We start from the raw sequence: 19,841 nt of genomic DNA on the forward strand, positions 1-19,841 counted from the left end.
GTCAGGTGCCGGGACTAGGGGTCCTTCGCCGCAGCGCCGCCCAGGCCTCGACCAAGCGGTCGATGTCTCCCGCCGTCGTCGCCCAGCCAAGGCTGATGCGGATCGCCGATCCCGCCTCGGCGGCGGGCACGCCCATGGCGGTCAGCACGTGGGACGGCTTGACCTTGCCGCTGGAACAGGCCGATCCGGCGCTGACCGCTATCCCGGCAAGGTCCAGCGTCATGATCTGGGTCTCGCTGGTGGCCCCCGGCATCGCAATGCAGGTCGTATTGGCGACCCTCGGCGAGGCATGGCCGTAGACCAGCGCCGGTTTCCCCGCCTCCTGTGCCGCCCGGATCAGCCGGCGCTCCATGTCGTCGCGCAGTTCGGCAAGCGTGCCCAGGGCATCCAGCCCCTCGCGGGCCAGCCGGGCGGCGGCGCCGAACCCCGCTATGCCGGCGACGTTCTCGGTCCCGGCCCGGCGCCGGTGCTCCTGCCCGCCGCCCCGCAGTACCGGAACGATCGGGATGCCGTCGCGCACGATCAGCGCACCGACGCCCTGCGGTCCCCCCAGCTTATGGGCTGACAGGGTCATCAGGTCGATGCCCAGCGCATCCATGTCCAGCGGGATCCGGCCGGCGGCCTGGACGGCGTCGCTGTGGACCAGCGCGCCGTGGGCATGGGCGACGCGGACGACATCGGCCAGCGGCTGGATCGCGCCGGTCTCGTTGTTGACCCGCATTACGGAGACCAGGGCAGGTCCTTCGGCAGCGTTCAGCAGGCGCTCCAGCGCCTCCAGGTCGACCAGCCCGCCGGCGGTGACCGGGATGCGCGGGGCGTCCGGCACCGTTTCCAGGACGCTGTCGTGTTCGATCTCCGATACCAGGACGCTGGTGCGGCCGGTGGCGCGGAGGGCCGCCGTATTGGCCTCCGTGCCGCCCGAGGTGAATACGACGCGCGCCGGAGCGACGCCGCACAATACAGCGACTTCCGCCCGCGCGTCCTCGACCACGCGGCGGGCGCGGCGGCCGAAACCGTGGACGGACGACGGGTTGCCGGAAACCTCGAAGGCGGCGATGACGGCATCGCGCACCTCCGGCCGGATCGGGGCCGTCGCGTTGTAGTCGAGATAGATGGGATCGCGCATGCCGGCTTCTTGTGTATCACAGGTCCGTCGGGCGAGGCCCGTTCGCGTTGAGCCTACTCCGCCGCTTCAGCCGCCGCAGCGCGCGGTTCGACGACCGCGTCCGGCAGCATGACATGGGACGATCCGAGAACCCGGCGCTCGCACACGTCGGCGACCGTGACGCTGCTGAGATACAGGTGGATCTGGTTGCCCAGCTCCTCCCACAGGTCATGGGTCAGGCAGCGGCCCAGGTTGGTCCGGCAGCCGGCGGGGGAGCCGGCGGCGCAGCGGGTGGCGCGGATCGGTTCGTCGACCGCGAAGATGATGTCGGAAATCCGCATCTGGTCGGCGGGACGGGCCAGCAGGTATCCGCCGCCGGGACCGCGCACGCTCTTGACCAGACCGCCCTTGCGCAGGCGGGCGAACAGCTGTTCCAGGTAGGACAGCGAGATTTCCTGCCGCTCGGCGATGTCGGCAAGTGCGATCGGAGCGCCTTTGCCGCTGCTCGCAAGATCGACCATCGCCATTACGGCGTAGCGCCCCTTGGTGCTCAATCTCATTCCAGCCACTCCTGCTTCTGCCTGAACACCATCCCCGATATACCCTTACCGCGTCCTCGCCGACGGGTGATATTTACCACGGCATCGTTCCTGCGGTCGATTTACTGGCGAAGATGCTTGAACACCCCGTCATTCGCTGTGGTATAGTCGGCGGTCTTGTCGAATTGGTATGACCAACACGCCTGGGTAGTCAGCGGGCGCCGCGGATCACCTCAATTCGGTATATAATGACCTAGTGCAGTGGTCAAGTATTCCAACGGCGGGATCTTCGCATGCTCGGGTGAACATCCTACTCCATTTCTCGGTTATCAACGAGCCCCGCCCACTCATACCGTCAGGTATGGGCCAACCTGTTTTCGCCGGGACCCACACCGCAATGCCTGAAGTAATGATCAATGGACCGGCCGGACGGATCGAAGGCCGGTATGTTCACGGCAAGCAGCCCAACGCGCCCGTCGCGCTGTTCCTGCATCCCCATCCGCAGCACGGCGGGACGATGAACAACAAGGTGGTCTACACCCTGTTTCACGCGTTCGGCCGCCGGGGATTTTCGACCCTCCGGTTCAATTTTCGGGGCGTCGGACGCAGTCAGGGCACCTACGACCGGGGTGAGGGCGAGCTGAGCGACGCGGCCTCGGCGCTCGACTGGCTCCAGACCTTCAACCCCAACGCCTCGGCGTGCTGGATCGCCGGCCACTCGTTCGGCGCCTGGATCGGCATGCAGCTCCTGATGCGCCGGCCAGAGATCGACGGCTTCATCTCGGTGGCCCCGCCGGCCAACTCGTTCGACTTCAGCTTCCTGGCGCCCTGTCCGTCCAGCGGCCTGATCGTCCACGGCAACAAGGACGAACTGGTGCCGGAGCAGAGCGTCCAAAAGCTGGTCAACAAGCTGTCGCACCAGCGCGACATCCGGATCGACTACCGTCTGGTCGACGGTGCGACGCACCTGTTCTCCAACCACGTCGAACAGCTCGACAAGCACGTCGACGACTACCTCGACAATGCGCTCGGCAGCCGCATGGCGGCGGTGGCAGAGTAATACCAAAGCCGGCAAGTTACGGCCTGCCGACATCCGATACCAGAACCGGAAAGTTCCGACTTGTCGGCGCGTCGGTGTTGGGCCACGGCCCAACCTACAGGCTCCTGCTTCGTAGGTTGGGCCGTGGCCCAACAACTCCGCCATGGATGAAAGTCACACAAAAGGTCGGAACTGTCCCGAGTGTCCTCACGCCACCCCTACGGCGCGCTGAAGCGTCCGCCGGTGACCGGCTGCGGCACGCCTGTCGTGCCGGGCAGACTCAGTGGCAATCCAAGTTGGCTGCGCACCGCCAGATAGCCGAATGCCTGCGCCTCCAGCGCGTCACCCTGCCAGTCCACCGCATCCACCGGCTGTACCACCGTCCCCAGCATCTGCCGCAGCAGACCCATCAGGAAGCCGTTCAGTCGGCCGCCGCCCGTCACCAGCCAGCGAACGGGCGGTTCCGGCAGCAGTTCGGCCGAGCGGGCGACAGAGGCGGCCGTAAAGGCGGTCAGCGTCGCGGCGCCGTCGGCGGCGCCCAGGGACGAGACAGGCGACGGGTCGAAGGCGTCGCGGTCGAGCGACTTCGGGGCTGGCTGGCCGAAATACGGCGAACTCATCAGCCGCGCCAGCACGTCCTGGTCGATCGTGCCGGAGGCTGCCAGCGCCCCGTTTGCGTCATAACCTCGCCCTGTGTGCGAGAGCACCCAGTCGTCGATCAGCGCATTGCCCGGACCGGTGTCGAAGGCCAGCACGTCGTCGTCGCCGTGACCCAGCCACGTCACGTTGGCGACGCCGCCGATGTTGAGCACCGCCAGCGGCCGCTCCAGCGTCGCGGCCAGAGCCCGGTGGAACAGCGGCACAAGCGGAGCGCCCTGGCCGCCGGCGGCGACATCGGCGGTCCGGAAGTCGAACACCACGGGGATGCCGGTCAGCCGCGCCAGCAGCGACCCGTCGCCGATTTGCCATGTCCGGCCCTGGTCGGGCGCGTGGAAGATCGTATGGCCGTGGAAGCCGATCAGGTCGATGCCGCCCGCTTCCCGCGCCAGCCGTCTGACCGCATCGGCGTGCAGTTCGGTCAACTCGCGCTCGACCTCCGCCACGGGGCCCTTGCCGCCCAGGCAGCCGCGCAGCTTCGCCCGGAACTCGTCGCCGTAGGGGATCGTCAGATGCGCGCCGGTCTCGACGTGGGAGATGCCGTCGGTGCGGATCAGCGCCGCGTCGATCCCGTCGAGCGAGGTGCCGCTCATCAGGCCCAGGGCTGTCCGCAGGGGAGAGGACGTCATGGTTTCACCGCCGTTGCTGGTGGAGGGTTGTGGAAGGTGATGGAAGAACCGTAATGCTGCAAGCCCCGCTGGCCCGGTCAGGCCCTTTATGCTAACAGACGCGCCTTGACTAAACCTTGCATCAAACCCTGGAACAGCGTGATGAGCGATCTCCGTTCGGAATTTCTGCGCACCCTGTCGGCGCGCGGCTTCATCCATCAGTGCACGGATGTGGAAGGCCTGGACAAACTGGCCTCCGAGGGAGTCGTCACCGCTTATATCGGGTATGACTGCACGGCGGACAGCCTGCATATCGGTCACCTCGTCTCGATCATGATGCTGCGCCTGCTCCAGCGCACCGGCCACAAGCCGGTGGTCCTGATGGGCGGCGGCACGACCAAGATCGGCGATCCGACCGGCCGCGACGATAGCCGCAAGATGCTGACCGACGAGCAGATCGCCGCCAACATGGCGAGCATCAAGCGGGTGTTCGGCCAATTCCTGACGTTCGGCGACGGACCGACCGACGCAGTGATGGTCAACAATGCCGACTGGCTGGAGAAGCTGGAATACATCACCTTCCTGCGCGACATGGGCGTCCACTTCACGATCAACCGCATGTTGACCTTCGACAGCGTCAAGTTGCGGCTGGAGCGTGAGCAGCCGATGACGTTCCTGGAATTCAACTACATGATCCTCCAGGCCTACGACTTCCTGGAACTGTTCCGCCGGGCCGGCTGCCGGCTCCAGATGGGCGGCTCTGACCAGTGGGGCAACATCGTTAACGGCGTCGAGCTGGGCCGCCGGGTTGAGCAGGCCAGCCTGTTCGGCCTGACGACGCCGCTGATCATGACGTCGTCGGGCGTCAAGATGGGCAAGTCGCAGGGCGGCGCCGTCTGGCTCAACGCCGACCGGCTGTCGTCCTACGACTATTGGCAGTTCTGGCGCAACACGGAGGACGGCGACGTCGGCCGCTTCCTGAAGCTGTTCACCGAACTGTCGCTGGAAGAGATCGCCGAGCTTGAAAAGCTCGAGGGCGCCGGCATCAACGAGGCGAAGAAGCGGCTGGCCTTCGAAGCCACCAAGCTCGCCCACGGTGAGGCCGCTGCCTTGGAAGCGGCGGAAACCGCCAGACGGACCTTCGAGCAGGGCGCGATGGCGGAGGGCCTTCCGACGATCGAGGTGACGTCGGGCGACCTGGCCGCCGGCATTCCGGTGGTCGACCTGCTGGTGCGCGCCGAGCTTGCCGCATCCAAGGGCGAAGCCCGCCGCCTGATCAAGGGCAACGGCGCCCGCCTGAACGACGAGCCGATCGGGGACGAGGCCCGTGCCGTAACGGCGGCCGACCTGAACGTGGATGGCGTGCTGAAGCTGTCCGCCGGCAAGAAGCGGCACGTGCTGGTCAAGGTGGGGTGAGAGGCCGTAAGTAGCCGTTTCTTGTTTCGTCATGCCAAGACTTGATCTTGGCATCTCCTAGCGTCACTTCCGATTTGGCGTCAGCGCCCTGTCACAAAACCGGAGCCGGGGTGGGAGCTTGATGCCAGGAGATACCAAGATCAAGTCTTGGTATGACGGCTTCCAAGTCTTGGTATTGGGGTTGAAGGCACTTCGCTCTCCTCAATCCGACTCCGGATACTCATAGACCCAGGGGTCCTTCTTGACCCCTGGATCATGGTCCAGGAAGAACAGGTTCCGCAGGAATCCCGGCGCCAGCACGGCCAGCGGATTGACGCTTACGTTAGGATCGCTGAGTTTTCCGTCGATCCTGTACGTGGCGGAGAAGACGCCCTGACCCTCGCCGCCGGTCACGATGTTTCCCAGCAGCGGGATGATGCCCAGCAGGCGGTTCAGGCCGTAGACAGGCACGATCGTTCCCTGCAACTCCGCCCGGTCCGTCCCGACGTCGACCAGACCCTCCATCGTCAGGCCGAGCGCCGAACCCGATGTGCGGACGCTCTTGAACCAGATCTTCTTCAGCGCCTCTTCCCAGCGGAATTCGCCGGTCAGCTTGGCGAAGCTGATGCTGCGGCCTTCCACCAGCTCGGCGAAACCGCTGGGCGAGGCGGCGTTGAGCAGACGGGCCAGCGCCGGGGCGTTGACCACCTCGTAGTCGTTCATCTCGATCCGGCCAGCCAGCGCGCTGTCGGGCTTGGTCGGGTCGGTACGGCCGACGATGGTCAGCCGGCCGCCGCGTATGTTGTCGAACAGGTCGAGCGCATGGAGCAGGGCGCCGGCGTCGCTGGTTTCCAGTACCAGGCGCCGTGCCCTGCCGTCCGGTCCGTAGCGCAGGACCATGGGAGCGTTCGCGTCGCCGACCTTCGATTCCACCTGCGCCGAGGTCCAGTCCAGCCGATCGCGCTTGAGATCGGCCTGGACATCGCGCAACGCGCGGCCCTCGCCCAGGATGACGCGGCCGAGCTTGGCCGTCACTTCCAGCGGGACCTTTTCCTCAGGGTTCCCGGCTTCGGCGCCGTCGCGGCCCGGCCCTTTGCCGTCCTCCATCAGCGGACGGGCGTCCAGGCTGCGTCCGGACACCTGGAGCTTCCAGCCGCCTCCGGCCATCGGAACGGCGGAACCTGAGGCCCGCGTCTCCCCCAGCGACAGGTCCGAGACGCTGGCGCTGGCGACCGTGTCGCCGCCGCCCGCCAGTTCGACCGCGCCGGCCGCCTTCAGCCCCGCCGTGTCGATCGCGATGCCGGACAGGCGCAGCGCATCGCCCCGGTTCAGTTCCAGCGTGCCCTTGGCGGTGCCCGGCAGCCCCCGAGCCTTGGTCCAGCCCAGCGGTTCGACCGACATGGCGGCCTCCCGCAGGTCGAAGGTCGCGGCAAGGTGGCCCTGGCCGGGCTTGGCGACGGTGTAGACCGCGTCCATCTGGACCGGACCCGACAGGTACGGCTTGGTCGGGAAGCCCAGCCGCTCGCGGTCGCCGTCGCCCAACTCGCCGCGCGCGGTGATCCGCGTCAGGACGTCGGCCTTGCTGGAGAACGCCTCCATCCAGCTTATTTCTGCCGGGATGCCGTTGACCCGAGCCTTCCCGGTGATCGTCAACTTCTGTGGGTCCAGCGTCAGGTCGGCGTCGCCCTTGGTGACCGGAAGGCGCGGGATCAGGCCGCTGATCGAGACGTCCGAAACCTTGCCCTTGGCACCGAAGACGACATCGTCGATCGTCAGCTTGTTCTCCAACGGGAACTTGAAGGTCAGCCGGGCGTTGGCCGAACCGCCGACGGCGGAGGGCTTCAGCCCCAGCTTGTCGGGAAAGCCCAGCGGCTTGTGGTTCAAGACCTCGAGCGCCGTCCGCAGCGGACCGGACAGGGGGGCGGCGATGTCGATGAACTGGTCCTTCTTGTCCAGGCCGGTGATGACGACCTTCGATGCCCCTACCGTCATGTCCATGAGCCGTCCCCCGGCGGATTCGGCGGTCAGCGTCGTCGGTGAGATGCGGACCGTTCCGTCCACTCCCGTCACCTGGGGCAGTTCCTTGAAGTATTTGACCGATACTCCCTTGACGCGGATATCGGTATCAAGCTCCTGGAGGACGGAGCTTTCCGGACTGTCGAGGTCGATCAGAGCCTGGAACTTGGCGGCGGCCTGATGGGCGATGCCGGCGGACAGGTTGGCGGTGATCCAGTTCCGGGCGTTCCACCCAAGGCCCTGCGGCCAGTAGCGGTTCAGGTCGTCGACCGGCACGTTCTCGGCCCCTGCTTCTCCGGTGACCTCCAGCTTGCGGGCGCCCAAATCCACCGCCGCGGCCTTCAGCGACACCTTGGGTCCTCCCAGATCCACCTTGAAGTCGTCGATGGTGACGCGCTGGTTCAGGCCGCTGAACGACCCGGTAAGCTCGACCGAAGCGAGTTTCAGTGGTTCCGCATAGAATTCCGGGAGTGTCAGGATGCCGTCCTTGCCGGAGACCTTCACGGTGGCGTCGAGCGGCGTGAAGCTGCGGTCGAACCGGACCTTGGCCGATCCGCCCAGCACCATCCCCAGGGCTGCCAGCCGGCGCAGTTCCGGGGCGCGGTCCGCCAGCTCGGCCGGGGCGATATTGTCAAAGCTCGTCTCGACCGAGGTGATGCCGTCGCTGCCCCGGAAGATCAGGTCCGCGCGCAGCCGCGTGGTCCGCTTGCCGGTTTCCAGGTCCAGCCACGCGTCGCCGCGCAGGCCGCCCTCGTTGCGGCGAAGCGCCAGGTCGACGCGGGGAGCGCGCCAGACCTGATGGGTCACCTGATCGTCCAGGATCAGCCGCGCGCCATCCACCCTCACCTCCGTCAGCCGGGAAAGCGGGCCGGGCTGGCTGCCGGGCGGCAACTGGAGCGCCTTCAGGACTTCCGCCGCAGGATCGATATCGTCCTGCTCGACCGCCAGTTCTTCCGTCCTGACATCGACGTCGATCCCTTCCGTCGTGCGCTGAAGACGCAGTTCGGGGCGTATGAGCCTCAGTACGGTCGGCTGGACATGGCCGCGCAACAGTTCCCGCATGTCGAAGCTGATGCCCAGCGCCGGCACCGCCGCGATCAGCGCCCCTGTGCGGCCATGGACCCGGACGTCGCGGGCGCGGATGTCGAAGGCGCGGAAATTGAAGCTCCCCGGTTCCAGCTCCTGCTCCGAACCACCCCAGTTCAGCACCGTGTCGCCGATCTCGACCCGGACACCTGTCTCGGCGTCGTTGAGGGTCTGCTCGATCCAGGGGGTCAGGAAATCGACCTTCACCGGACCGGTGGAAAGCCGCCAGAAGAACAGCCCCGCCAGCACGACCAGTCCGATCAGGACGGCGCTGACCGCTTCGATGGCGATCAGGAATGTCAGTCTTCCCGCTTTCCGGATCACGCCGAACGATCCGGTTCGACCGCGCCAAGGGGGCCGGCGGGGAAGGGATGGTTGACCTGCGTGCGATCGGCGCGCAGTCTCATCCACCCCTGAGCCAAGCAGTCAGTGCCGATCGTGTCCACTATCCCCGTTCCCGTCCCGTCTTCCCTTATCACGCCGCCCAGGCCGGCCGATCCGGCCGCCGTCAAGGTCGGGCTGGAGCGCTGGGCCGAGCAGGCCGCCCGCTGCCCGGACCAGGACGCCGCGACCTTCGCGCGGGAATATGTCGAGGACGCGGCGGGACGGGTGCTGCTGGAATCGGTGTTCGGCAACTCGCCCTTCCTGACGCAGGCGCTGATATCGGACCTGCCCTTCGTCCGGCGCCTGTTCACGGACGGATACGACTCCGCCTTCGACGCCGAGTTGGACGCGATCCGGACCGAACTGGCGACGGAGCGCGAGATGCCGCGCCTGATGGCGCGGCTGCGGATAGCCAAGCGCCGGGTTGCCCTGCTGACCGCCGTCGCCGATATGGCCGGAGCGTGGGATCTCGCCCGGGTGACCGGCGCGCTCAGCCGGTTCGCGGAGACAGCGCTCCACCTTGCCTGCGACCATCTGCTGGTCAAGGCCGCCGGGGCTGGTTCGCTTATCCTGCCCGATCCGGAAAATCCTTCCGTCGGGAGCGGTCTGATCATTCTGGCCATGGGCAAGTTCGGGGCGCGCGAGCTCAATTATTCCAGTGATATCGATCTGATCGTCCTATACGACGATCATGTCGTTCAGACTACCCAGCCGGACAACATGGCGCGAACCTTTGTCCGTCTCGCGCGCGATCTTGTCCGCATTATGGAGGAACGGACCCGGGACGGCTATGTCTTCCGTACAGATCTCCGTCTGCGCCCCGATCCGGGGGCGACACCGCTGGCGGTATCGGTTTCGGCGGCGGAGGCCTATTACGGGAGCCTCGGGCAGAACTGGGAGCGGGCGGCCATGATCAAGGCCAGGGCCGTGGCGGGCGACCTGGATGCTGGCCGCACCTTCCTGCGCTTCCTGGTGCCGTTCATCTGGCGCCGCAGCCTGGACTTCGCGGCGATCCAGGACATCCACTCGATCAAGCGCCAGATCAACGCCCATCGCGGCTACAAGGCCGTTGCGGTCAACGGTCACAACGTAAAGTTGGGGCGAGGCGGCATCCGCGAGATCGAGTTCTTCGCGCAGACCCAGCAGCTGATCTTCGGCGGACGCGACCCGACGCTCCGCACCTCCGGCACGGAGCCGAGCCTGCTGGCCCTGGTCGAGGCCGGACGGATCGACCGCAGCGTGGCGGACGAACTGATCCAGGCCTACCGCTATCTCCGCACGGTCGAGCACCGCATCCAGATGAAGGAGGACCGCCAGACCCATGCCCTTCCGGCGGACGATGCCGGGGTCGCGGCGCTCGCCCTGTTCATGGGCTATGACGGGCCCGAGCCTTTCCGGACCGACCTGCTGGCGACCATGACCCTCGTGGAGGACCATTACGCCGCCCTGTTCGAGGAAGCGCCGCCCCTGGCCGGCAGCGCGGGCAACCTCGTCTTCACAGGCACGGAAGACGATCCGGACACGCTGGAAACCCTGCGGAACATGGGTTTCGGCAACCCCGGCGCCGTCGCGTCGCATGTCCGCGGCTGGCATCATGGCCGCTACCGGGCGACCCGCAGCACGCGGGCGCGGGAGCTTCTGACGGAGCTTGGGCCGGCGCTGCTCGAGGCGCTGGGTTCCACACCACACCCCGACGACGCCTTCAACCGGTTCGACGAATTCCTGGCCCGGCTGCCGGCGGGGGTCCAGCTCTTCTCGATGTTCTACAGCAATCCCAACTTGCTGAACCTCGTGGCCGAGATCATGGGCACGGCGCCGCGCCTCGCCGAGGTGCTGAGCCGCAACCCCAACCGGCTCGATGCCGTGCTGACGCCGGGTTTCTTCGACGGGCTGCCCGACCGGCAATCGCTGGCCGAACAGCTCGACCTGCTGCTGGCTCAGGCGCGGGACTTCGAGGACGTGCTGAACATCGCCCGGCGCTGGACCAACGACCAGATACTCTGGGCCGGCATCCACATCTTGCGTAACATCACCGACGGAGAACGGTGCGGGCCGTTCCTGTCCGACGTGGCCGATCTGGCGCTGGCGGCGCTGGAGCCGCGCGTCACTGACGACTTCGCCCGCCGCCACGGCCGGTTCAACGGCCATTCCGTGGCGATCTTGGCCTTGGGCAAGCTGGGCAGCCGGCAGATGACCCTGCGGTCCGACCTGGACCTCATCATGGTCTACGACGTGCCGCCTGGCCTTGGGACTTCCGACGGACCCAAGCCGCTGGCGCCGAACGAGTATTTCATCCGCCTGACCCAGCGGATGATCAATGCCGTGACAGCGCCGACCGGCGAGGGGCGGCTGTACGACATCGACATGCGCCTGCGTCCCAGCGGAAACTCCGGTCCGCTGGCGATCAGCCTCGAAGCGTTTACCCGCTACCAGCTCAACGACGCCTGGACGTGGGAGCACATGGCGCTGACCCGCGCCCGCGTGATTCACGGTCCGGCCGAACTGGCGTCGCGCCTGAACGATGCGGTCCGGGAAGTCCTGACCCGCCCGCGCGACCCCGACAAGCTGCTGCGCGACGTGGCGGAGATGCGCGTCCGAATCGACAAGGAGTTCGGCACCACCGACATCTGGGAAGTCAAGTATGTCCGGGGCGGCACCATCGACGTCGAGTTCATCGCCCAGTACCTGATGCTCCGCCATGCCTCCGACCATCCGGAGATCCTCAGCAGCGACGCCGCCACGGCGTTGCGTGCCGCCGCCCAGGCCGGCGTGCTGGACGGGACGGTCGCGGAAGACCTGTGCGCCGCCCTGTCCCTGTGGCGGCGCATCCAGGGCTTCCTGCGCCTGACCACCGAGGGCAAGTTCGTCGCCGACAAGGCCCCGGCGGGCCTGCGCGAGGCTATGATCCGCGCCGCCTTCCCGGAGCGCGCCGAGGACCAGGATTTCGGCTTCGACGCATTGGAATTGCTGGCGCGCGATATCGCGGCCAGGGCATACCGGCATTTCACGGCACTGGTGGACGAGCCGGCGGCGAAACTGGGTCAGGCTACACCCGCTCCGTGATCCGCTGCTTCAGGTGGTCGCAAAGGCGCAGCGCCAAGGCTACCAGCGTCAGCGTCGGGTTGATGTTGCTGCCGGTCGGGTAGACCGAGCTTCCGGCAACGTACAGGTTGTCCAAACCATGGACTTTGCAATCGGCGTCCACCACGCCGGTCCGCTCGTCGTCGGACATCCGGGTCGTTCCCATCTGGTGGTACCCACCGACCATGGATGGGCTCCAGGAGGTCCCGCCTTCCCGCAACCAGGGATCGAATTGGAACAGCCCGAGGCCCAGCCGGGCCAGCTCGCCGCCCAGCAGCTTGCCTTGGACCTGGAGCGTCCGCTTGTCCAGTTCCCCCAGCCGCCAGTCCAGCACCGGCAGCCTTGAGCCGAGCGCGTCGCGCCGGTCCGACAGGGTGATCCTGCTGTCCGGGTTTGGCGCCTGTTCCGCCTGACACAGGAAATAGACCTGCTGCACACCGTCGGGCTTCGGCACCATGGGACGGTTATGGACCGCCCGCCGGTACAGGTTGTAGGCGGTGATGTCGGTTCCCTGGATCAGGTCCCACAACCCTTCGGCCAGCCGGTCGGGCACCCGTCCGGCCTCGATCGACTGGGCGAAGCGGCGCATCGTCGCCATGGACGTCTCGTCGGTCACGTATAGAAGCTGAAGCCGGGTGTTGAGGATCTGCTCGGCCTTCGTCTTCTCCGCTGGGACCGTGATGGAGGGGCAGAAGACGTGCTCGCCGAACCAGCCCGGCCGGAACATATCGATCAGGTGGAACGGGTCGCTGGTCGCCAGGCTGCCGATCCGGTCGCGCGGATGCTCCATGAAGAAGCGGCCGACCACATCGCGCCGGTTGCCGATGCCGTGCGGCTCGATCCGGTCCGACGCCAGCATCAGCCGGGCATTCTCGATCGCCCCGCAGGCCAGCACGAAATGGCGGGCCTTGACGCGGGCCTTGTGGCCGTTGAAAGTCACCAACTCGACCGACTCGACCTTATGGGCTGCGGCGTCGCTGACCACTTCGGTGGCGTTGGCGTTCAGCAAAACGCGGATGTTCGGGGCCTTGCGCAGCTCTTCCCGGTAGACCTCGCCGAAACGGGTCGGCGTTGCGATCTCCCAGAAGTGGAACTTCAGCCGCGACTCGTCGAGGACGATGGGTTCGACGTTCAGCTTGTCCCAGATCTCGGCGTTCTTCCGTCTCGGCCCGAGTGAACAGATCGGTCTGGCCAAGTCGTACCAGGGCTCCAACTCCTCGGGGCCGAACGGCCAGCCGCTGAACGGGACCCAGGAACGCTGCTGGAAATCGATCGGCTGGAACTCTCCGCACCAGTTGTCCCAATGGTTCGAACTGCCGCCGAAGAAGCGCAGCCGCGCGTCTTCCAGGCCGAAATAGGGCACGCCGACGCTCTCGCCCCGATAGAGCGCCTGGGTGGCGTCGTCATAGTCCATATCCCCGCTTTCGATCACCAGCACATCGATGGATGTGCCGATCAGGCTGCGGGCCATGCTGATGCCGGCGGGGCCGGCGCCGACGATGCAGATGTCGGCTTCGAGGACGGAGCCGTCGTCCAGGGTGCGCAGATCGATGAACATGCCTGGGTCCCTTATGCCAGCGCCAATGCGGAACAGGTAAGCGCCAGCGAGCGGGGCAGGACCCAGCCATCGACTGTCACGACCTCGCCGTCCTCAAGGTCGAGCCGGGCGTGACGGGCGGTGTGGCCGCGCATGCCGGTTTCCCCGGCTTCCGCCAGCGAGACCTGCCACGCCCGAGCGGCGGATGCTTCCTCCGGATGAAGCTCCAGGTATGTCCGTCCCAGGGCACGCATGGCTTCCAGCGGGTCCCGTGCCGGGAATACCACCGGCAGGCCGGCCGCGGCGGCGGCCGTCACGGCGGCCAGGGCTTTCAGGAAGTGGCGTCTGCGCATTCGTATCGGCATCTTTCAGTGGTGTACCGGGAGATGGAGCGTCGAATTGGGCTCGACGTTACGGCGCAGCGCGGCGTTGAACCGGCTGGGTTTAGAGTTCACGAACAGGAAGACCGCGGCCGCATTGACGACGGGGATCACGATCAGCAAGGACATCCATCCCGGCCAGCCGGCCCGCCGGCAGATCTTCCAGCATCCCGGCAGCGGCGCCATGACCGCGCAGAACAGCAACAAGAGCAGACCCATCTGGAAGGCGTGGAATGAGATCATGGTGGCCCTTCTTCATGGTGCGCGGACGCCGTTCACGAGCGTCGGGCGATACCTGGTTCGTTAGACCGGGGGCTTTGCAGCAGCAGGATGAGGATGACGAATCCCAGGTAGGGGATCAGGAGCAGCAGGGAGAGTGCCGGCGCATAACCCCAGCGACGGCACAATTGCCAGCACGGCGGGATGATCAGCGGCGCCATCAGCAGCCATCCCAATATCACGAAGATAAGCATTGAGATAAAAGTTGACATGAATTTAGTTTATTCGAACCCACCCCTTTCTTGCAACGATGTCAGTTGTTCTAATGCCGAAGGCGTTCGGTGAATGGCGCGAACCACAACGTACTGCGACTTGTGCGGCACGTGACTTTAACGGAGTTCCACCGTGTAGCGCACGAAGCCGTCGGCGGCTGCGAAGCTGTCGTAAAGGCGGCGTGCCGCCGCATTGTCCGCGCGCGTCTGCCAGTAGACCTTTCTCCAGCCCTGCTCGCGGCCCTGGGCGATGAGATCCTCGATCAGGGCACGGCCGGCGCCATGCCCTCGTACGTTGTGGGCGACGAACAGGTCTTCCAGGTAGCAGACCGGCGTCGCCGACCATGTTCCGGGGTGGAGCATCGCGACGGCGAAGCCGACGACCTTGTTCTTCCGCACCGCCAGCCGGGCGAAGATGCCGGACTTCGGATCGAGGATGCGGCGCCAGGTTTCCGCCGTGACCTCTTCGGGGACCATCGTCTCGTAGAAGCTGAGATAGCCGTTCCATAAGCAGCGCCAAGCCACTTCGTCCGCTGCCGTGGGGTCACGGATCTCGATCATTCCCGGTCCTTTTCCAGGTTGCCTGTGCGATCCCCCTCTTTAGCCGATTTTCGGTGCCGATCACCCCCGCTTTTCGACGCACGGGAGCAGGGCATGAGGGACAAAAGATGGCTGGTGAGACTTTGCATTCGCCTGCGTGTTTGAGTGAAGCTGTCGAGGAACGCCGCAATAGGGGTCGAAACGCATGAGTAGCGGAAACGAGATGGTGAACCCCGCCCCGCATCCCCAGGCCGGGCCTCACGCGGAACAGTCTTCCGTCGCGGCGCTCGTCTTTGGCGCGATCGGGGTAGTCTTTGGCGATATCGGTACAAGTCCGCTCTATACCATGAAGGAAACCTTCGCCGGTCCGCATCCTCTGGAACTCGACCGACTGCATGTCCTGGGCGTGCTGTCGCTGATCTTCTGGGCCGTCACCATCATCGTTTCGGTCAAATACGTCATCGTCATCATGCGGGCCGACAACCGGGGGGAGGGCGGCAGCCTGGCGCTGCTGGCGCTGCTCAACCGGGTGACCCACGGCAAGCCGGGCGTCGCGGCGCTGGTCGGCATGCTCGGCGTCTTCGCCGCCGCGCTGTTCTACGGCGACAGCATGATAACGCCGGCCATCTCCGTGCTGTCCGCGGTGGAGGGGCTGGAGGTGGCGGCGCCGCAACTCCATCCCGCCGTAGTCCCGCTGACCATCGCTATCCTGATCGCGCTGTTCGTGATCCAGAGCCATGGGACGGCGCGGATCGGAGTGTTCTTTGGTCCGGTCATGCTGCTGTGGTTCAGCACCTTGGCCGTGCTCGGCATCCTGAACATCGTCCAGGACCCGGAAGTCCTGTGGGCGCTGAGCCCCCATTATGCCGCCGCCTTCATGATCGAGGACGGCTTGACCGCCTTCCTGGCGCTGGGCGCGGTCGTGCTGGCCGTTACCGGGGCGGAGGCGCTGTACACCGACATGGGCCATTTCGGCCGGCTGCCGATCCGGTTGGCCTGGTACCTGCTGGTGCTGCCGGCCCTGATGCTCAACTACTTCGGACAGGGCGCGCTGCTGCTGACCCATCCCGACAGCATCGTCAATCCGTTCTTCCACCTGGGGCCGGGCTGGGCCGGCATCCCCCTGGTGCTGCTCGCCACCACGGCGTCGGTCATCGCCTCGCAGGCGGTGATATCGGGTGCCTTCTCGGTGACCCGGCAGGCGATGCATCTGGGCTACCTGCCGCGCATGAGCATCGTCCATACCTCCGAGACGGAGATCGGACAGATCTACATTCCCGTCCTCAACTGGACCTTGGCCGTCTTCGTGGTGGCGCTGGTCTTGGGCTTCCAGACCTCGACCAATCTTGCCTCCGCCTATGGGGTAGCGGTGACCGGGACGATGGTGATCGACACCGTGCTGATAGCCTTGGTCATGGTGCTGCTGTGGCAATGGCCACGGCGCTACACCGTGCCGCTGGTCGTTTTCTTCCTGATCGTGGATCTGTCGTTCTTTATCGCCAATTCGACCAAGATTTTGCACGGCGGCTGGTTCCCGCTGACCATCGGGCTGGTCATCTTCCTTTTGCTGACCACCTGGAACCGGGGCCGCGCGCTGCTGAAGGCCGGTTTCGAGCAGAATGCGACCCCGGAAGCCGAGTTCTTCAAGAAGGTCGCGGAGGACGTCGTGCGGGTGCCGGGAACCGCGATCTTCCTGGCCAACGTGAGCGGCGGCGTGCCGCTGTCGCTGCTCAACAACCTGAAGCACAACCATGTCCTGCACGAACGCGTCATCCTGCTGAGCGTCATCATTGAGGAAGTCCCCTATGTCTCCCATGACCGCCGGGTCAGGGGCATCGACCTGAGCTGCAACTGCAATCGCGTGAATCTGCACTACGGCTATATGCAGTCGCCCAACATCCCTCGGACCTTGAGGGAGGCCCGCTACGACCAGCTTGGCTTCATCTATGAGCCTGCGACCGTCTCGTACTTCCTCAGCCGCAAGACCGTCATTCCCAGCGCCAAGCCCGGCATGCCGATCTGGCGGGAAAAGCTGTTCGCCTGGATGTTCCGAAGCTCGGCCAACCCGCTGGAGTTCTTCTGCCTGCCGTTCGACCGGGTGGTGGAGCTGGGTGGACAGGTGGAGATCTGACGAAGAACCCCTGAACACGCAGAGTTGATCGCATTCCGCCATCGCCAATTGCGCCGTCTCCCCGGACGGTTTAATGTAATTGGTAGAACAAACAAAAATACCGAACGAATACAAGGGATTGAGACCACCGCCCAGGTGGTCCGGGACAGGAGGATTTCCGTGGTTCAGCTTACCATCAATGGAAAAACGCACGAGGTCGACGCCGATCCGGATACTCCGCTGCTGTGGGTGATCCGTGAGCAGGTCGGCCTTACCGGCACCAAGTTCGGCTGCGGCATCGCGCAGTGCGGCGCCTGCACCGTGCATCTGGACGGGGTCGCCACCCGCTCCTGCGTCATGCCGCTCAGCGCCGTCACCGCCGATCAGAAGATCGTCACGATCGAGGGGCTGTCGCCCGACAGCAGCCATCCGGTGCAGAAGGCCTGGGCGGCATTGGACGTGCCGCAATGCGGCTACTGTCAGTCCGGCCAGATCATGGCCGCCGTGGCGCTGCTCCAGTCGAACCCCAATCCGACCGACGACGACATCAATACCGAGATGAGCAACATCTGCCGGTGCGGCACCTATAACCGCATCCGCGCCGCGATCAAGATGGCGGCCGGCGATACCGGCGAAGCAACCCGCGGCTGACGCGAAGGATTGAGGATAACCATGACGACCATGCTCAAGACCTCGCGCCGCGGCTTTCTGGCGGGTTCGGCCGCCGCTGCCGGCGGCTTCATGCTGGGCTTCCACGTGCCCTTCACCGCGGCCGAGGCTGCCGAAGCGACGACAGGAGCCGCCGTCCCCGAACTCAACGCCTGGGTGGTGGTGAAGCCTGACGATACCGTCGTCATCCGCATCGCCCGCGTCGAGATGGGGCAGGGCACGCTGACCGGCCTTGCCCAGCTCGTCGCCGAGGAGTTGGACTGCGACTGGTCCCGCGTCACGACCGAGTACCCGACGCCCGGCCAGAACGTCGCGCGCAACCGCGTCTGGGGCAACTTCCAGACTGCTGGCAGCCGGGGCATCCGCGACTCGCAGGACTATGTCCGCAAGGGCGGTGCTGCCGCCAAGCAGATGCTGATCCAGGCCGCCGCCAACGAGTGGAAGGTGCAGGCCTCCGAGTGCAGCGTCGACAAGGGCGTCATCAGCCATGCCGCGTCCGGCAAGACGACGACCTACGGCAAGGTGGCGATGGCGGCCGCCCAGCTCCAGCCGCCCACTGACATCCAGCTGAAGGACCCGAAGGACTGGAAGATCGCCGGCAAGCCGCTTCCCCGGCTGGATACCGCTGAGAAGCTGAACGGCGCGCAGGTCTATTCGATCGATATGAAGCTGCCGGGCATGCTGAACGCGGCGGTCCGTGAGTGCCCGGTGTTCGGCGGCAAGGTCAAGAGCTTCGACGCCAAGGCGGTCGAGTCGATGCCCGGCGTCAGACAGGTCGTCGCGGTCGGCGACACCGCCGTCGCCGTGGTGGCCGATACGTGGTGGCGCGCCAAAACAGCGCTCGACGTCCTGCCGGTCGAGTGGGACGAAGGCCCCAATGCCGGCCTGTCCAGCGAGCAGATCGCAGCCACCCTGAAGGAGGGCCTGGACGCGACCGAAGCCTTCGTCGGCAACCAGGCCGGCGACATCAAGGCATCGCTCGGCAAATCCGGTATCAAGAAGGTCGAGGCGGTCTACAGCTATCCCTATCAGCACCATGTCACCATGGAGCCGATGAACGCGACGGCGCTGTTCACCGCCGACAAGTGCGAGGTCTGGACCGCGACCCAGAACGCGGAGGCCGCCCTTGCCACCGCGTCGACCGCCGCAGGATTGCCGATCCCGCAATGCGAGGTCTACCGCCTGCACCTGGGCGGCGGGTTCGGCCGGCGGTCGTCCAGCCACGACTATGTCCGGCATGCCGTCCTGATCGCCAAGCAGATGCCCGGCACGCCGGTCAAGCTGATCTGGTCGCGCGAGGAGGACATGCTGCACGGGCGCTACCATCCGATCACCCAGTGCAAGCTGACCGGAGCGCTGGACGCGGACGGCAACCTGGACGGTCTGCACATGCGGATTTCCGGGCAGTCGATCCTGGCCAACATCAACCCGCAAGGGCTTCAGAACGGCAAGGACCCGGCGACTTTCCAGGGCCTCAACCCGACCGGGACCGAGGGCGTGCTCGGCTACACCGTGCCGAACCTGCTGATCGACCACGCGATGCGGAACCCTCCCGTGCCGCCGGGGTTCTGGCGCGGCGTCAACAACAACCAGAACGCCATCTACCTGGAGTGCTTCGTGGACGAGCTGGCCCATGCCGCCGGCAAGGACCCGCTGGAGTTCCGCCGCAAGCTGCTGGTGAACCATCCGAAGCATCTGGCCGTGCTGAACGCGGTCGCGGAGAAGGCCGGCTGGGGCACGCCCGCTCCTGAAGGCGTCTATCGCGGCCTGTCGCAGCACATGGGCTACGGCAGCTACGTGGCGGCCTGCGCCGAGGTGTCGGTCAGCGACAGCGGCGACCTGAAGATACACCGGATCGTCGCGGCGACCGACTGCGGCCATGCGGTCAACCCGCAGCAGATCGCGGCGCAGGTCGAAGGCTCGTTCGTCTATGGACTGACGGCGCTGCTCTATGGCGAGATCACGCTGAAGGACGGACGGGTCCAGCAGGAGAACTTCGACACCTATCAGATGATGCGGATGGACCAGATGCCGGCGGTCGAGACCATCGTCCTCCCATCCGGCGGATTCTGGGGCGGTGTCGGGGAGCCGACGATCTTCGTGGCGGCACCTGCGGTTCTCAATGCTATCTTCGCCGCGACCGGCAAGCGCATCCGGTCGGTTCCGCTGGCCAACGCGGACCTGCGCAAGGCCTGATGGGGAAG

At 66.0% G+C, this 19,841-nt stretch carries 15 protein-coding genes; 6 read left to right on the forward strand and 9 right to left on the reverse strand.

The genetic code is table 11. From position 1 onward, the window contains the following. Position 1 precedes the first annotated feature (1 nt). Complete coding sequence (locus N826_RS22040; protein WP_044432383.1) at positions 2–1,126, reverse strand: cysteine desulfurase family protein; 1,125 nt, start codon at positions 1,124–1,126, stop codon at positions 2–4. Between the two features lie 53 nt (positions 1,127–1,179). Then, on the reverse strand, positions 1,180–1,665 hold the full coding sequence (locus N826_RS22045; RefSeq protein ID WP_044432384.1) for an Rrf2 family transcriptional regulator: 486 nt from the start codon (positions 1,663–1,665) through the stop codon (positions 1,180–1,182). Between the two features lie 376 nt (positions 1,666–2,041). On the opposite strand from N826_RS22045, the gene N826_RS22050 reads away from it, so the two are divergent. Continuing rightward, complete coding sequence (locus N826_RS22050) at positions 2,042–2,704, forward strand: alpha/beta hydrolase (RefSeq protein ID WP_044432385.1); 663 nt, start codon at positions 2,042–2,044, stop codon at positions 2,702–2,704. Between the two features lie 197 nt (positions 2,705–2,901). Here the strand turns inward: N826_RS22050 and N826_RS22055 are convergent, their stop codons facing one another. Beyond that, the gene (locus N826_RS22055) at positions 2,902–3,969 is read right to left on the reverse strand and encodes an anhydro-N-acetylmuramic acid kinase (RefSeq protein WP_044432386.1); all 1,068 of its coding nucleotides are present in this window, start codon (positions 3,967–3,969) and stop codon (positions 2,902–2,904) included. Positions 3,970–4,110: 141 nt separating this feature from the next. Between N826_RS22055 and tyrS the strand changes: the two genes are divergently transcribed. Continuing rightward, entirely contained in the window at positions 4,111–5,364 is a 1,254-nt protein-coding gene (tyrS, locus tag N826_RS22060) for a tyrosine--tRNA ligase (RefSeq protein ID WP_044432388.1), read from the forward strand. Between the two features lie 201 nt (positions 5,365–5,565). Here the strand turns inward: tyrS and N826_RS22065 are convergent, their stop codons facing one another. Next, the gene (locus N826_RS22065; RefSeq protein ID WP_044432390.1) at positions 5,566–8,769 is read right to left on the reverse strand and encodes a YhdP family protein; all 3,204 of its coding nucleotides are present in this window, start codon (positions 8,767–8,769) and stop codon (positions 5,566–5,568) included. Between the two features lie 114 nt (positions 8,770–8,883). Here N826_RS22065 and N826_RS22070 point away from each other — a divergent pair, with 114 nt between their 5' ends. Then, positions 8,884–11,892 carry a bifunctional [glutamine synthetase] adenylyltransferase/[glutamine synthetase]-adenylyl-L-tyrosine phosphorylase gene (locus N826_RS22070; protein ID WP_244619667.1) on the forward strand — a complete coding sequence of 1,003 codons (3,009 nt, stop codon included), beginning with the start codon at positions 8,884–8,886 and terminating at the stop codon, positions 11,890–11,892. Here the strand turns inward: N826_RS22070 and N826_RS22075 are convergent. The 5 genes from N826_RS22075 to N826_RS22095 form a co-directional block, all read right to left on the reverse strand. Beyond that, positions 11,876–13,468: an FAD-dependent oxidoreductase gene (locus N826_RS22075; protein ID WP_044432393.1), complete on the reverse strand. Its 1,593-nt coding sequence runs from the start codon at positions 13,466–13,468 to the stop codon at positions 11,876–11,878. The two genes, N826_RS22070 and N826_RS22075, sit on opposite strands and share 17 nt — an antisense overlap. Positions 13,469–13,479: 11 nt before the next feature. Continuing rightward, on the reverse strand, positions 13,480–13,800 hold the full coding sequence (locus N826_RS22080) for a twin-arginine translocation signal domain-containing protein (protein ID WP_044432394.1): 321 nt from the start codon (positions 13,798–13,800) through the stop codon (positions 13,480–13,482). 15 nt (positions 13,801–13,815) lie between these two features. Beyond that, entirely contained in the window at positions 13,816–14,070 is a 255-nt protein-coding gene (locus N826_RS22085; protein ID WP_044432396.1) for a hypothetical protein, read from the reverse strand. Positions 14,071–14,102: 32 nt separating this feature from the next. Next, positions 14,103–14,267, reverse strand: coding sequence for a hypothetical protein (locus N826_RS22090; protein ID WP_157599358.1), 165 nt, complete (start codon positions 14,265–14,267; stop codon positions 14,103–14,105). Between the two features lie 168 nt (positions 14,268–14,435). Then, positions 14,436–14,879: a GNAT family N-acetyltransferase gene (locus N826_RS22095; RefSeq protein WP_147040917.1), complete on the reverse strand. Its 444-nt coding sequence runs from the start codon at positions 14,877–14,879 to the stop codon at positions 14,436–14,438. 184 nt (positions 14,880–15,063) lie between these two features. Here N826_RS22095 and N826_RS22100 point away from each other — a divergent pair, with 184 nt between their 5' ends. From N826_RS22100 to N826_RS22110, 3 genes are all read left to right on the forward strand, one after another. Beyond that, entirely contained in the window at positions 15,064–16,989 is a 1,926-nt protein-coding gene (locus N826_RS22100; protein ID WP_052831792.1) for a potassium transporter Kup, read from the forward strand. A 159-nt stretch (positions 16,990–17,148) separates the two neighbouring features. After that, entirely contained in the window at positions 17,149–17,619 is a 471-nt protein-coding gene (locus N826_RS22105) for a (2Fe-2S)-binding protein (RefSeq protein ID WP_044432401.1), read from the forward strand. A 21-nt stretch (positions 17,620–17,640) separates the two neighbouring features. Next, complete coding sequence (locus tag N826_RS22110; protein ID WP_044432403.1) at positions 17,641–19,833, forward strand: xanthine dehydrogenase family protein molybdopterin-binding subunit; 2,193 nt, start codon at positions 17,641–17,643, stop codon at positions 19,831–19,833. Positions 19,834–19,841 lie beyond the last annotated feature (8 nt).

The organism is Skermanella aerolata KACC 11604, from assembly GCF_000936425.1.
GTDB classification, from domain to species: domain Bacteria; phylum Pseudomonadota; class Alphaproteobacteria; order Azospirillales; family Azospirillaceae; genus Skermanella; species Skermanella aerolata.